Below are 14,082 nucleotides of genomic sequence, written 5' to 3' on the forward strand. Positions count from 1 at the left end.
CGTGTGCCGAAAGTCCCGCCTGCCCCGCGGCGCCCGGCACGCACGCTCTAGCGGGCGATGTCCTCGTACCCCTCGATGTCCTGCGGCGGGCGGGTGCCCGGGCCGATGTAGCGGGCCGACGGGCGGACCAGACGGCCCGTGCGCTTCTGCTCCAGGATGTGCGCGCTCCAGCCGGCCGTGCGGGCGCACGTGAACATCGACGTGAACATGGGCGCGGGCACCTCGGCGAAGTCGAGCACGATCGCCGCCCAGAACTCCACGTTCGTCGCGAGCACCCGGTCGGGGCGGCGCGCGTGCAGCTCGGCCAGGGCCGCCTTCTCCAGCGCCTCGGCCACCTCGAAGCGCGGGGCGCCCAGCTCGCGGGCGGTGCGCCGCAGCACGCGGGCGCGCGGGTCCTCGGCCCGGTAGACGCGGTGTCCGAAGCCCATCAGGCGCTCGCCCTGGTCGAGGGCCCGGCGGACGTACGCCTCGGCGTCGCCGGTCCGCTCGATCTCCTCGATCATGCCGAGGACGCGGGAGGGGGCGCCGCCGTGCAGCGGGCCGGACATGGCGCCGACCGCGCCGGACAGGGCGGCGGCCACGTCGGCGCCGGTGGAGGCGATGACGCGGGCGGTGAACGTCGAGGCGTTCATGCCGTGCTCGGCGGCCGAGGTCCAGTACGCGTCGACCGCGGCGACGTGCTTGGGGTCGGGCTCGCCGCGCCAGCGGATCATGAACCGCTCGACGATCGACTCGGCCTTGTCGATCTCGCTCTGCGGCACCATCGGCCGCGCCTGGCCGCGGGCCGACTGGGCGACGTAGGAGAGGGCCATGACGGCGGCGCGGGCCAGGTCGTCGCGGGCTCGCTGCTCGTCGATGTCCAGCAGCGGCTTCAGGCCCCACACGGGCGCCAGCATCGACAGCGCGGACTGCACGTCGACGCGGATGTCACCCGAGTGGACGGGGATCGGGAAGGGCTCGGCCGGCGGGAGCCCGGGGTTGAAGGCGCCGTCGACCAGCAGCCCCCACACGTTCCCGAACGACACGTGGCCGACCAGATCCTCGATGTCGACGCCCCGGTACCGCAGGGCGCCGCCCTCCTTGTCCGGCTCGGCGATCTCGGTCTCGAACGCGACGACTCCTTCGAGACCAGGGACGAAGCTGGGGTCGAAGTCGGACATCAGGCGGCTCCTCTAGATGCGTGATGCGTGGACGGGGACTGGGGCGCGCGATCGGATCCACGGCCAGGGGGCGTGCGGCTCGCGGTCCGGGTCGGTCACACCCGTGATGCCCCGTTCGGCAGGCGGTCACCCAACCCTCGGGTCTCTGGACCATAACTCCCGGTGCCACGCTTGGCGAGAGTTGGTGGCACTCAGTGCCATGGCTCACCTTCGGGGTACGGGCGCGGGTACGGCAGGATGACGCCGTGAGCGCGCACGACGACCTCGACCCGGACCCCGCCTTCATGCGGGAGCAGTACCGCACGCACGACGGCGGTCTGCTCGAGCCCGACCTCGCCCCGCACCCCATGGACCAGTTCGCCCGCTGGTTCCGGCAGGCGGCCGAGCCCGGCTCGCCGCTCGCCGAGCCCAACGCCATGGTGGTCTCCACCGCCGACGCGAGCGGCCGCCCGGCCTCCCGCACGGTGCTCCTCAAGTCCTACGACCACGAGGGCTTCGTCTTCTACACCAACTACGGCTCCCGCAAGGCCCAGGACCTGGACGTCAACCCGCAGGTCGCGATCCTCTTCCCCTGGCACCCGATGGGCCGTCAGATCCATGTCTCCGGCACGGCGGTGCGGACCTCTGCCGAGGAGACGGCGGCGTATTTCCACTCCCGGCCGCACGGGTCGCAGCTCGGGGCCTGGGCCAGCGCGCAGTCCTCCGTGATCGGGTCGCGGGCCGAACTGGACGCGGCGTACGGGGAATTGGTGCGGCGCTATCCGGTGGGGTCGGATGTTCCCGTGCCGCCGCACTGGGGCGGGTTCCGGGTCGCCCCGGAGGAGATCGAGTTCTGGCAGGGCCGCGAGAACCGCCTCCATGATCGGCTCCGCTATGTGCGGGTGCCGGGGGGTTGGCATGTGGAACGGCTCAGCCCTTGATTTTGTGCGGGGTGGGTTCCGCGCCTCAGGTCCGGGTGGGTTCGGTCGTCGCGCGACTGCGGCCCGGTGGGGGCTGGTCGCGCCCCGCGGCGGAGCCGCAAATCGACACAGCCCCGCGCCCCTGAAATGCATGCCCTTCGGGCGCATTTCCCCGATCAAGGTGCGGGGCGCCTTTCATCTGGGGAAGGCGCGGCGAAGCCGCATGCCTTCCAGGGGCGCGGGGAACTGCGCGACCAGCCACGACGCACCCGCACTCGCCCACGGCGCCGACGCCAGAACGGCGATTCAGCGTCCGGCCAGGACCCCGTCGAGGAACGGTTCCACGACCTCCCGCCACCCCAGGGGCTGGTCGTAGTGGACGAGATGACCCGCCTCGGGGACCTCCGCATACACCCCCCTGGGAAGGACCCGCACCATCTCCTGCGCCTCGGCCCGCCCCAACTCCCCGTCGAGCCCCCGCACGACGAGCGCGGGGCACTGAACCCCCGCCAGCTCCTCCCAGTGCGCGTCCCGCACCCACGTCGACCGGGCCGCGAGCATCTGCCGCCGCGAGAACACCGGCCGCCACCCGTCCTCGGCCTGCGTCATGACCTCCGCGTAGAACTCCCCGCGCGCCGGATTGGGCCGCTCCACCCAGGGGTCGTCCTCGCCGAACCACTTCCGTACGTCACCGAGCGTCGCGAACGGCAGCGGCCAGGCCCGGAACCAGTCCTCCCACTCCCGCTGGGACGCCGCGCCGAGCGCCGAGGCCCGCATGTCGCAGACGACGAGGCCGCTGACCAGGTCGGGCCGGCGCGCGGCGAGCTGCCAGGCCGTCAGTGCCCCCATGGCGTGCCCCACGAGCACCGCCGGGCCGAGCCCGAGTCCTTCGAGCGCCGCCTCCGCGTCGAGCACGTAGGCCTCGCGGTCGAAGGGCCCCTGCTCGGGTTTGTCGCTCTGGCCGTGCCCGCGCTGGTCGAGCGCGACGGCGCGGCGCCGTTCGGAGAGCCAGCGCGCCGTGCCGGCCCAATGGGACGCCCGGCCCATCAGGCCGTGCAGTAACAGCACTCCGGGAGCCTGGCCGGCCTCGCCCGTCTTGGGCGGGTCGGCGAACTCCCAGGCGGCCAGCCGGACCCCGCCCGCTCCGGTCACGTCGATGCGTCGCGCCATAGGCCCCGGCACCCCCTCGTGGTCACGCCTGCAGTGGCTGATCCGCGTACGTTATCGAACTCACATTCGAAAGCGGGCGCTGTTCCCGTCACACCCCTCTTTTGAGTGACAACGCTCAAGGAATGACCTGCGTCGCCGAGGGGATCTCTTCAGCGGGAGGCGGACCGCTCGGGGAAAACGGTCCGAGGGGGACGACCCTGGGAGCTCGGGGCTCCGGGTCGGAACAGGGGAGGACAGGCCCCGGCGCCGCAAGGCGCCGGGGCCCTCTGCCGACACCCCGCCCCCCGCACCGCGGACCTGTCGCACGCCGAACGGCCGGTCCATGCTGGCCCCCTCCGGTCCCCAGGCACTCAGGCCCTGTGCTCACGCGACAGCGTGGCACGCAAAACGCCCGAGCGCTGCGATTCCGCACACTGAATCTTGCTTTCAGTGCGCCGCGCGCGCCCGGCGCACGCGGCACGCAAGCGGTCCCGCCACTCGGGCGCCCCCGGAAAAGCTCAGCGCTTGGCCACGAACACGTGCGAGGCGATGTCCGCCTCCAGCTCCGCCGCCTCGCCGCTGCTGCCCACGAGCACCCCGCCCGGCGACTGCGTCACGCTGACCACCGAACCGGGCTGCACCCCCGCACGCCGCAGCGTGTACATCAGCTGCGCGTCCGTCTGGATCGGCTCACCGATCCGCCGCACCACCACCGTCTTGCCGTCCGCACCCGTCTCCAGGTCCGCCAGCGAGACCATGCCCTCGTCCAGGAACGGGTCCGCCCCGTCCTTCTCGCCCAGCTCCTCCAGCCCCGGGATCGGATTCCCGTACGGCGACTCCGTCGGGTGCCGCAGCAGCTCCAGGACGCGACGCTCCACGGCCTCGCTCATCACGTGCTCCCAGCGGCAGGCCTCCGCGTGCACCTGCTCCCACTCGAGGCCGATCACATCGACCAGGAGACACTCCGCGAGCCGGTGCTTGCGCATCACGCGCGTGGCCAGCCGCCGGCCCTCGTCCGTCAGCTCCAGGTGCCGGTCCGCGGCCACGGCCACCAGACCGTCCCGCTCCATGCGCGCCACCGTCTGGCTGACCGTCGGCCCGCTCTGGTCCAGACGCTCGGCGATCCGGGCGCGCATGGGGACCACACCTTCCTCCTCCAGCTCGAGGATGGTGCGGAGGTACATCTCCGTCGTGTCGATCAGTCCGGACATACGTGCCCCTCGTGTAGCTCTCTAGCTCCGCAGCCGCTCCGCTGGCGTGCTGCGCAGCGCGTGCGCTGGCCCTGCCGTCAATTCTGACGCATACCGCCGACAACCGTGCCGCGCCGGGGAAACAGCACCCCGAACCGCCACGGGCCCGTACGAAACAGCCACAGCCGCGCCTTTGTTCCGCCCCGCCGACACCACCGGCGCCGTATTGACACGGCACTGGTCCAGACCGCACGGTGATCCGCGACAGACGCGATCCGCGACGGGCGCGGACACGCCGCGTCACCACCGAGGGGTTACGCCGATGAGCGAGAGCAAGCTGGCCGCGCAGTACCTCGACACCGCGATCGGCCTGCTGCGCCGCATCCGCGACGAGGAAGCCGACTCCGTCGCCGCCGCCGGCACCCTCCTCGCCGACACCGTCGTCGCCGGCGGCCGCCTCTTCGCGTTCGGCGCCGGACACTCCTCGCTCGCCGCCCAGGACGTCGTCTACCGCGCCGGCAGCCTCGCCCTCATGAACCTGCTCGCCGTCCCCGGAGCCGTCGGCGTCGACGTCATGCCCGCCACCCTCGGCTCCGCCCTCGAACGAGTCGACGGACTCGCCGCCGCCGTCCTCGACTCCAGCCCCGCCCGGGCCGGCGACGCCCTCGTGATCATCTCCCTCTCCGGGCGCAACGCCCTGCCCGTCGAGATGGCCATGAACGCCCGCGCCCTCGGCCTCAAGGTCATCGGCGTCACATCCCTCGCCTACGCCACCGGACCCGACGCCCCCAGGTCCCGGCACGCCTCCGGCACGTACCTGCGCGACCACTGCGACATCGTCCTCGACTCCAAGATCGCCGTCGGCGACGCCGAACTCACCCACGACGGCGTGGACGCCCCCTTCGCCTCCGCCTCCACCGTCACCACCAGCGCCCTCATGCAGTCGATGCTCGCCACCTGCGCCGAGTCCCTCGCCGACCGCGGTATCCAGCCCCCACTGCTCCGCTCCGGCAACGTGGACGGCGGCCACGACTGGAACGCCAAGGTCTTCGAGCAGTACAAGGACCGCATCTTCTACCAGCACTGACCCGCGGAAGCGCAGCCTTCTACGACGGCCGGGTCGCCGCCGCCAGATCCACCGCCGCCGCGATCCGCACCGCCACACTCTCCGCGTACACCGCGTCACCCCGCTCGAACCGGGCCCGCCCCGACCCGCGCAGGAACGTCACCACGCCCAGCGTCCGCCCCCGGCTGCGCAGCACCGCGCACAGCGCGAACCGGCTGTCCCCCGGCCACTGCCGCGCCGCCGCCCACTCCGCCCCGCCGTCCCCCTCCGGCGCCCCGGCCCGCACCGAACCGGCCCGCTCCGCGCACTGCAACGCCGGATGCCCCGCCGCGTACCGCACCGGCAGCGCCCCACGCGTCACCAGCAGACTCGGCCCCGGCGCCCCCGCAGGCGTCGCCGCCGCCCGCACCAGCCGCACCGGCTCCTCGCCCTCCGCACTCGCCACCAGATCGATCAGCGCGTGATCCGCGAACCCGGCCAGCGCGAAGTCCAGATGCGTCGTCGCCGCCTCCGCCGGGTCCTCGCACTCCGCCGCCGCCCGCGCCGCCCGGTGCAACTGCTGCGTCCGGAACCGCAGCGCCGCCGCCTCCTGCTCCGCCCGCCGCGCCTGAGTCACGTCCTCGAACAACCACGCCACCCCGAGCGGCACCGGCTCCTCCGCCAGCGGCGACGACAGCCGTACGAAACCACTGCGCCAGCAGCGCCGCTCCGGCTCACCCCGCTCCGAGCGCACCGTCACCCACACCTCGGCCGGCGCGGGCGGCGCACCCTCCGCCAGCACATGCGCCAGCGCGCTCTCCAACTCCTCCACACCCTGCGACACCAGATCGCCCAGCGGCCGCCCCAGCACCGCGGTCCGCCCCGAACCGAACGCCTTCGCCGCGTGCGCGTTCACCAGCGCCGGCCGCAGATCCGCGTCGACCAGGACCACACCCCACGCCGTGGCGTCCTCGAACAGTGCCTCGCTCAGCGCGATCGACCGCTCCAGATCGATCTGCGCGTGCACCTCGCTGAACGCGCAGTACACCCCGGCGGGCTCGCCGCCCGGCCCGCGCACCGCCGCCGACTGCGTCCGGACGAGCACCCGTCCGCCGCTCTTGGTGACCAGCGCGAACTCGTGCACCTGCCGCCCCGGGGCATGCATCGCGGACAGCAGCCGCTCCTGCACCTCCGCCGCGTCGGCACTGCGCACCGCCCAGCCCGCGAACCCGGCCCGCCCCACGGCCTCCGCCGCGGACCAGCCCAGAATCCGCTCGGCCTCCCGGTTCCAGTGCGTGACCACGCCGTCCGCGTCGAACGCGCACAGTGCCGCGTCCATCCCGTCCAACAACGCGGCCAGAAGATCGCCCCCGTCCCGCTCGGGCTCGTCCTCCGGCCCGAGCGCGTCGGTGGCCCCACTACGCCGTGATGCACTCACCTGGCACCCCCTCCACCTCATTCAACTTGAACGTGACGCACCCCACACCATGTTCCGTCAACTTCCTGGTCCTCTTCGAGCAGCTCGGCCCGCTGGGTGGCGCCTAGCACGTTCGATGCGAAGAGATCAGTGGAACCGGCCGGAGTTCCCGCCTTCGTGGCCGCGGCCGGGGATCCTCCGTGCGGTCGCCCGGGGAGCCATAGCGTTCCCGGCATACACAAGAAGGGAGGCCACCTGTTCCCCGGTCGGACAGACCGAAGGGTGGCCAGCCCCAGTCATCGGCAAGAAGGAGTTGCCCGACGATGACTCCGTTCACGGCAGGCGAGCAGACCCACCCCGGCGTGCTTCCTCAGCGCCGGGCTCTGGAATCCGTGGGAGCAGACAACCCTGGGAGCAGGGACGAAACGGCTCACGGACACCCGGGCGCAGCCCGGGACACCGGCCGGGAACATGGGCGAGGGGAGACCGACGGGAGCGGCAGCGAACCCCGCCGGCGTCACACCGGACCACCTGTCACCACGGCGGCGGATGACCCGGTAGAGAACGGAGGCGGTGACGCCCCCGAAACCCCGCCCGGCTCATGGAAACCGAGCACCGGCCGGGTCTTCGTACTCGACAGGCACGGGCAACCACTCATGCCTTGCCACCCCGCACGCGCCCGAGAACTCCTGGGCAAGGGGCGGGCCGTCATCGTGCGACAGGCCCCGTTCACGATCCGTCTGCGGGACCGAACGGTCTCCCGGTCCCAAGTCGACGGCGTACAGCTGCGCATCGACCCCGGCTCCCAAGGCACCGGGATGGCCCTCACCGTGGAGAAGCACGAGCGCGCGAGCGACGGCGGGACACAAGTGGTCCGCCGAGGCCTGACAGGCGTCGAGCTCCGCCACCGGAGCGAGCGCATCAGCCTCTGCATGCGGCAACGTGCAGGCTTCCGCCGCCGACGCCGGTCGGCCAACTGCCGATACCGCGCCCCCAGGTCGGACCACCGCACCCGGCCCGCCGGCTGGCTCCCGCCCTCCCTCCAGCACCGCGTCGACACTGTCGTGTCCCTGACCCGCCGCTTCTGCCGCTACGCCCCCGTCACCGAGATCCATGTCGAAAGCGCGGCCTTCGACACGCACGCGATCAGCGTGGGACGCCGGCTGCGCGGAGCCGAGTACCAGCAGGGCGTTCTCGCGGGGACGGACATCCGAACCCACCTGCGTCAGAAGTGGGGCCGTGCCTGCGCGTACTGCGACGTCACGGACGTGCCGCTCAATATCGAGCACGTCCACCCCCGAAGCCGCGGCGGTTCCGACCGGATCACCAACCTCGTCCTCGCCTGCGTCCCCTGCAACGAGGCCAAAGGCGCTCAGCCCCTGCGCCGGTTCCTCGCTCACGACCCCGAGCGGCTCGCGAGGCTCACAGCCCGGACGAAGCCCACACTGCGGGACGCCGCCGCGATGAACTCGATTGGCAGGTCGCTCCTCCTGGCGCTCACCGCCCTGGGCCGACCGGTGCACACCTGGACCGGAGCGCAGACGCACGCCAACAGGGCGCTCCTCGGCCTGGACAAGTCGCACACCCTCGACGCACTCGCCGTGGGCCCACTGGGCACCGACACGGACGACAGAACCGTCCTCGTTCCGCGCCAGATTCTCGTGATCACCGCCACCGGCCGGGGCTCCTACGCCCGCACGACCCCGGACCGCTTCGGATTCCCCCGCCTCAGGCGGGACCGGCGCAAGCGTCACTTCGGCTACGTGACCGGAGACCTGGTGCGCGCCACCATCCCCGGTGGCACATGGGCGGGAGTGCACACCGGCCGCATCTCGGTACGCGCCCGCGGCCAGCACAGTCTCGCTACGCCGCAGGGTCGGATCAACGTCTCGTACCGCTGCCTGAGCCTCCTCCAGCGAGGCGATGGCTATGGCTACGCACTCCGGTCGGAGGCGGGTTCGAGGCCGGGTTCTCCCCTGTCCCGTTAAACCGGTTGAAGGTCGCGGGGCAGGTTCCTAGGCTGTGCTGCACAGGCTGAAAGGAGGTGGTTCGGAGCATGTATGTACGCCGGACGTCTGAGGTGACTGCGGGCTAGCGGCCCGACGTCGCATCTCGAATTCGGCGCCGGACCCGCGCGTGTGCACGCGCGCAGCCGGCCCCATTCCCAAGCAGTCACCCGACCCGCGAGCCGCCGGTACGTCCGGCCGGCTTCCGACCGTCTCGTACGGGAGGAACCAGGCTCGCGGGTCGCCTGCGTTTCCGGGGGCTTTCAGAGCCCTCGGCGGTCAGCCCTTGCTGACCGCCGTCAGGATCTCCGGGAGGCGGTCCGCCGTGCGCGGGGCCGCCAGGCGCAGGCCGAGGAGGGTCGCGGCGGTGCCGTAGGCCGCGCCCACGGGGAGCAGCAGCCAGGACCAGTCGGTGTGGTCCGTCGCGTGCAGGGCGATCGTGAGGGCCAGGACCGGGGCACACAGGACGGCCGCCGCGACCATGCCGCCGAAGATCGATATCCAGGCGAGGCCCGCCTGGCCGGGGGCGACGTTCTTGTAGCCCTCCTGCGGGATCGAGTACGGGAAGCGGGCCGAGGTCCACGCCCCGGTGGCCAGCATCGCTCCGAGGAGGGCGAAGGAGAGGCCGAGGACTTCGGGGAGCTCGTGCCAGGCGCCCAGCAGGGCGCTGGTGAGGACGGTGACCAGGGTCGCGTAGGGCAGGGTGATCACGAGCAGGGCGAGGGCGCGGGCGCGCAGTTCCGCGTAGGCGTCGCGCGGTGAGGCGATCGTGGCGGCGACCATCCAGAACGCGGACGTGTCCTGGCCGAACTGGTTGTACATCTGGATGCCGAGCATGCCCGAGGCGAAGCACGCGAAGTAGGCGGAGCCGGTGCCCTGGAGGGCGTTGAACACGGGGACGATCAGGCCGATGGCCAGGGACGTGATCCAGGCGGCTTTGGTCTTCGGGTCGCGCCACACGTAGCGCAGGCTGCGTTCCATGACGGTGCCGGTGCGGCTGTCGGGGAACAGGCGGCGGGTGCCCGCGCGGCGGGTGGGCTCCGCGGCCTGGAGGGTCGAGCCGTCCGGCGCCGTCATCAGGCGGGTCAGCGCGCGCCGCCACACGAGGAGCAGGGCGGCCAGGGCGGCGGCGCTGAGGGCGAGCTGCGCGGTCGCGGTGCCGTACGCGCCGCGGCCCGCCGCCTCGACCGCGCCGAGCGCGGACGCCGGGGGTACCCAGCGCAGGACGTCCGCCGCCGGGTCGAGTGCGCCGAGCCCGCCGGCGCGGCCGAGGCGCTGGGCGCCGAAGTTGACGAGTTGGGCGCCGAGCGCGATGACGAGGCCGCTGAGCACGGCGAGGTCGCGGCCCTTGCGGCTGGTCAGCAGGCGGGTGTTGGCGGCGGCGACGGCGCGGGCCAGGGCGACGCACACGAGGACGGCGAGCGGTACGGCGAGCAGGGCGACCGCGGTGGAGGCCGCCCCGTGCCCGACCGCGTACGCCGCTCCGGCCGTCAGGCACAGGGTGAACAGGGGGCCGATCCCGACGAGGGAGGCGACGAGCAGGCCGCGGACGAGGGGGTCCGGGCGCAGCGGCAGCATCACGAGCCGGGTCGGGTCGAGGGTCTCGTCGCCGCTCGGGAAGAACAGGGGGAAGACGGCCCAGCCCAGTGCGAGCAGCGCGAGCAGGATGATGCCGACGGTTCCGGCGTGCCGGTTCCCGTGGAGGAGGACGAGGCCGAGGACCACGAGTGCGCCGAACAGGACCGAGACCAGCGCGGACACGGCGTAGGCCACGCGTCGTCCCGCCGACTGTCGCAGTCCGTTGCGCAGCAGCGCCCATTTGAGTCCGACGAGAACCCTGGTCACAGTGCGGCCCCGCCCCCGCCGAGCCAGTCCAGGGACGCTCCGGACGGGCTCCCGGTGGCCCCGACCAGCTCCAGGAAGGCTTCCTGCAGGGACCCGGCGTCGCCCTTCACGTCGGCGAGCGGCCCTTGCGCCCGGATCCGGCCGGCCGCCATCACGGCGACCCAGTCGCACAGTGACTCCACCAGTTCCATGACGTGGGACGAGAAGACGACCGTCGCCCCGGAGCGGGTGAAGCGTTCGAGGACGCCGCGGATCGTCTGGGCGGACACGGGGTCGACGCCTTCGAAGGGTTCGTCGAGGAAGAGGACTTCGGGGTTGTGGAGCAGGGCGGCGGCGAGGCCGATCTTCTTGCGCATGCCGGTCGAGTAGTCGACGACGAGTTTGTGCTGGGCTCCGGTGAGGTCGAGGACGTCGAGGAGTCCGGCGGCCCGCCGGTCGACCTCGGCGCCGGGCAGTCCCCGCAGCCGCCCGGTGTACGCGAGGAGTTCGCGCCCCGAGAGCCGCTCGAAGAGGCGCAGTCCCTCGGGCAGCACTCCGATGCGGGCCTTGACCTCGGCGGGGTCGGCCCAGACGTCGTGCCCGGCGACGTGCACGGTGCCGCGGTCGGGCCGGAGCAGTCCGGTGACCATGGAGAGGGTGGTGGTCTTGCCTGCCCCGTTGGGGCCGACGAGGCCGATGAACCGGCCTGCGGGCAGCGTGAGTTCGATTCCGGCGACGGCGGTCTGCCGGCCGAAGGACTTCCAGAGGTCGTGGACGCGTACGGCCGCGTCCACGGCTGCGTCGGTCAACTGTGCCCGCCCTTCATCGGCGTCGTCGTGCTCCGGCGTCTGCGGCTGCGTCCGGGTGCGGGACGGCCTTGACGTCTGGGCACGATACGTCGGCCAAGGGCGGGGCACAGGGAGGTGGCACGGGCCCGTCGCTACGGGCGGCGCCCTTCGCGCCCGCACGCGTAGGCGAGCGGGGAGACGAGTTCCTCGGCGTCGGGCAGCCACCGGTTCGCGGCGGTCGGCCGGCAGGCCCACTGCACGGCGCCCTGGCTGCCGAACCGGGTCGGCGGCGCGGCCACGTACTGGCCCTCGCCGAGGGTGGCGAGGTCGAGGGAGGCGGGCGGCCAGCCCAACTTCCGTACGAGGTCGGGGACCTTGGCGGTGGCGCCGGGCAGGACGAAGAACTGCATGCGGCGGTCGGGCGTGCAGGTCACGGGGCCGAGGGTGAGCTCCATGCGTTCCATGCGGGCGAGCGCGAGGAATCCGGCGGTCTCGGGGACGTCGATGGCGTCGAAGGTGCGGCCGGTGGGAAGAAGGATCGACGCCTTCGGGTGTTTGGACCACAGGCGGCGTGCGCCGGTCGCGCTCCCGGTCGCCTGGGTCGCCCAGTCGGGCCGCGCGGCGTGCGCGCCGGGCGCCGGGCACGCGGCGTCGTCGCAGGAGCAGCGCTGCACGCCCTGCTCGAACTCCAGCCAGGTGCCGGGGAACACGTCCCAGTGCCGTTCTTCGGCGTAGCGCACGGCCGTGTCCAGGAGGGATTCACCCCGCTGGGGCGGGATCTGCCCGGTGGGGGTGACAGGTGAGGTGACGTCCGAGGTGCCTGCGATGGTCTCTTCCACGACGTTCTCAACTCCCGCCGTCAGCTGGGGTTACGGGGGCACGTACGGGTGGCTCCGGAGCATCGTTCCCGCACGTGGGGCGCATGGGTGCACGGTCGGGGGCGCGCGGGCGGGACGGCAGCGGGGGAGGGGTAGTCATCGGGGGACGGGCCGGACCGTCGCCTGTCATTTCCGGGCCGGTTCCTCCCGATCGATACGTAAATGTCGCGCATCTTCCCCTTTCGTACAGGGCAGTCATTCCACGACCGGCCGTGATCCGCACAGCCGGCCACCCGGACGGGCACAGCAGGGGGTTACGTCATGGCCGCACGGCCTCTCGTCGCGCGACAGCCCAACGAACGGCTGCAGGCGCTCATCCAGGAGGCGGGCTGTTCCAACGCCGGCCTGGCCCGCCGGGTCAACATGTGCGGGTCCGAGCACGGACTCGACCTGCGCTACGACAAGACGTCGGTGGCCCGGTGGCTGCGCGGGCAGCAGCCGCGCGGCCGGGCGCCCGGCATCATCGCCGAGGCCCTGGGCCGCAAACTCGGCCGCACGGTCACCATCGACGAGATCGGCATGGCCAACGGGAAGAACCTGGCCTCCGGTGTCGGTCTGCAGTTCTCGCCGACGGTGCTCGGCGCCATCGAGCAGGTGTGTGAGCTGTGGCGCAGCGACGTGGGGCGGCGGGACTTCCTGTCGGGCTCGGCCGTCGCCCCGTCCGCGCTCGTCGAACCCAGCAGGGACTGGCTGATCTCGGTCCCGGACTCACAGGTCGCACGGTCCGCGGGGCCGCGGGTCGGGATGTCGGACGTGGGCGCCGTGCGCGCGATGACGCAGGCGCTGACCGATCTGGACCACCAGTACGGCAGCGGGCACGTGCGTCCCGTGGTGGTGCACTACCTGAACAGTGTGGTGAGCGGGCTGCTCGCGGGCTCGTACCGGGAGGCGGTGGGGCGTGAACTGTTCGCGTCCGTCGCCCGGTTGACGGAGCTGGCCGGGTACATGGCCGTCGACACCGGGCAGCCGGGGCTCGCCCAGCGCTACTACATCCAGTCCCTGCGGCTCGCGCAGGCGGCCGGAGACCGCGGCTACGGCGGGTACGTGCTCGCCGCGTCGATGAGTCATCTGGCCGCGCAGCTCGGCAATCCGCGGGAGATCTCCCAGCTCGCCCGCGCGGCTCAGGAGGGGGCGCGCGGGCGGGTCACACCGCGCGCGGAGGCGATGTTCCACGCCGCCGAAGCGCGCGGTCACGCCCTGCTCGGCGACGAGCGGTCCGCGCACGGATCCATCGCGCGGGCACTCGCCGCGATGGAACAGGCCGAGGGGCAGAGCGGTTCCGGTGACGACCCGGCGTGGATCGGGCACTTCGGGCCCGCCTATCTCGCCGACGAACTCGCCCACTGCCACCGGGACTTGGGGCAGGGGCGGGACGCGGAGCGGTGTGCGCGCGAGGCGTTGGGCGGGCATCCCGCGTCGAAGGCCAGGCGCCGGGCGATCGGGCTCGTGCTTCTGGCGACGGCTCAGGTGCAGCAGCGCGAGGTGGAACAGGCCTGCCACACGGGACTTCGGGCCGTCGAACTCCTCGGCACCCTGCGCTCCAACCGCGGCGCGGAGTACCTGGAGGACCTCCGGGCGCGGCTCGATCCGTACCGGGAGGAGCCGGTGGTACGGGAGTTCGGGGCGCGCGTGGAGTTGCAGGCGGCCTGATTCTCATACCAGCGTCACCGGGGCCTGTTTTGTTACTCCCGTCACGGGGGAGGTTCTCGGGATTTGAGGTGCGTAG

General features: G+C 72.6%; 11 protein-coding genes. 4 read left to right on the forward strand and 7 right to left on the reverse strand.

Annotated elements, in window-relative coordinates; genetic code table 11:
* Nucleotides 1-47: 47 nt before the first annotated feature.
* Complete coding sequence (locus ACZ4E1_RS16640; RefSeq protein ID WP_467539819.1) at nt 48-1,160, reverse strand: citrate synthase 2; 1,113 nt, start codon at nt 1,158-1,160, stop codon at nt 48-50.
* 284 nt (nt 1,161-1,444) lie between these two features.
* Here ACZ4E1_RS16640 and pdxH point away from each other — a divergent pair, with 284 nt between their 5' ends.
* Nucleotides 1,445-2,080 (forward strand): pyridoxamine 5'-phosphate oxidase, encoded by a 636-nt coding sequence (gene pdxH / locus ACZ4E1_RS16645; RefSeq protein WP_467539975.1) that lies wholly within the window; start codon nt 1,445-1,447, stop codon nt 2,078-2,080.
* A 285-nt stretch (nt 2,081-2,365) separates the two neighbouring features.
* Here the strand turns inward: pdxH and ACZ4E1_RS16650 are convergent, their stop codons facing one another.
* Both ACZ4E1_RS16650 and ACZ4E1_RS16655 read right to left on the reverse strand, forming a co-directional pair.
* Entirely contained in the window at nt 2,366-3,229 is an 864-nt protein-coding gene (locus ACZ4E1_RS16650; RefSeq protein ID WP_467539820.1) for an alpha/beta fold hydrolase, read from the reverse strand.
* A gap of 497 nt (nt 3,230-3,726) precedes the next feature.
* Nucleotides 3,727-4,419 carry a metal-dependent transcriptional regulator gene (locus ACZ4E1_RS16655; protein ID WP_188337565.1) on the reverse strand — a complete coding sequence of 231 codons (693 nt, stop codon included), beginning with the start codon at nt 4,417-4,419 and terminating at the stop codon, nt 3,727-3,729.
* A 301-nt stretch (nt 4,420-4,720) separates the two neighbouring features.
* Here ACZ4E1_RS16655 and ACZ4E1_RS16660 point away from each other — a divergent pair, with 301 nt between their 5' ends.
* Entirely contained in the window at nt 4,721-5,485 is a 765-nt protein-coding gene (locus ACZ4E1_RS16660) for an SIS domain-containing protein (RefSeq protein ID WP_467539821.1), read from the forward strand.
* 19 nt (nt 5,486-5,504) lie between these two features.
* On the opposite strand, the gene ACZ4E1_RS16665 is transcribed toward ACZ4E1_RS16660, so the two are convergent.
* Complete coding sequence (locus ACZ4E1_RS16665) at nt 5,505-6,881, reverse strand: PAS domain-containing protein (RefSeq protein ID WP_467539822.1); 1,377 nt, start codon at nt 6,879-6,881, stop codon at nt 5,505-5,507.
* 302 nt (nt 6,882-7,183) lie between these two features.
* Here ACZ4E1_RS16665 and iscB point away from each other — a divergent pair, with 302 nt between their 5' ends.
* Nucleotides 7,184-8,848: an RNA-guided endonuclease IscB gene (gene iscB, locus ACZ4E1_RS16670; protein ID WP_467539823.1), complete on the forward strand. Its 1,665-nt coding sequence runs from the start codon at nt 7,184-7,186 to the stop codon at nt 8,846-8,848.
* Nucleotides 8,849-9,145: 297 nt separating this feature from the next.
* On the opposite strand, the gene ACZ4E1_RS16675 is transcribed toward iscB, so the two are convergent.
* The 3 genes from ACZ4E1_RS16675 to ACZ4E1_RS16685 all read right to left on the reverse strand — a co-directional run bounded on the left by ACZ4E1_RS16675 (nt 9,146) and on the right by ACZ4E1_RS16685 (nt 12,317).
* Nucleotides 9,146-10,711, reverse strand: a complete 1,566-nt coding sequence (locus ACZ4E1_RS16675; protein WP_467539824.1) for a transporter — start codon at nt 10,709-10,711, stop codon at nt 9,146-9,148.
* The gene (locus tag ACZ4E1_RS16680; protein WP_467539825.1) at nt 10,708-11,499 is read right to left on the reverse strand and encodes an ABC transporter ATP-binding protein; all 792 of its coding nucleotides are present in this window, start codon (nt 11,497-11,499) and stop codon (nt 10,708-10,710) included. The genes ACZ4E1_RS16675 and ACZ4E1_RS16680 overlap by 4 nt, the downstream gene beginning before the upstream one ends.
* Before the next feature lie 131 nt (nt 11,500-11,630).
* Complete coding sequence (locus ACZ4E1_RS16685) at nt 11,631-12,317, reverse strand: bifunctional DNA primase/polymerase (RefSeq protein WP_467539826.1); 687 nt, start codon at nt 12,315-12,317, stop codon at nt 11,631-11,633.
* 300 nt (nt 12,318-12,617) lie between these two features.
* On the opposite strand from ACZ4E1_RS16685, the gene ACZ4E1_RS16690 reads away from it, so the two are divergent.
* The gene (locus tag ACZ4E1_RS16690) at nt 12,618-14,006 is read left to right on the forward strand and encodes a transcriptional regulator (RefSeq protein WP_467539827.1); all 1,389 of its coding nucleotides are present in this window, start codon (nt 12,618-12,620) and stop codon (nt 14,004-14,006) included.
* Nucleotides 14,007-14,082 lie beyond the last annotated feature (76 nt).

Source organism: Streptomyces sp. NPDC025806 (assembly GCF_055558275.1).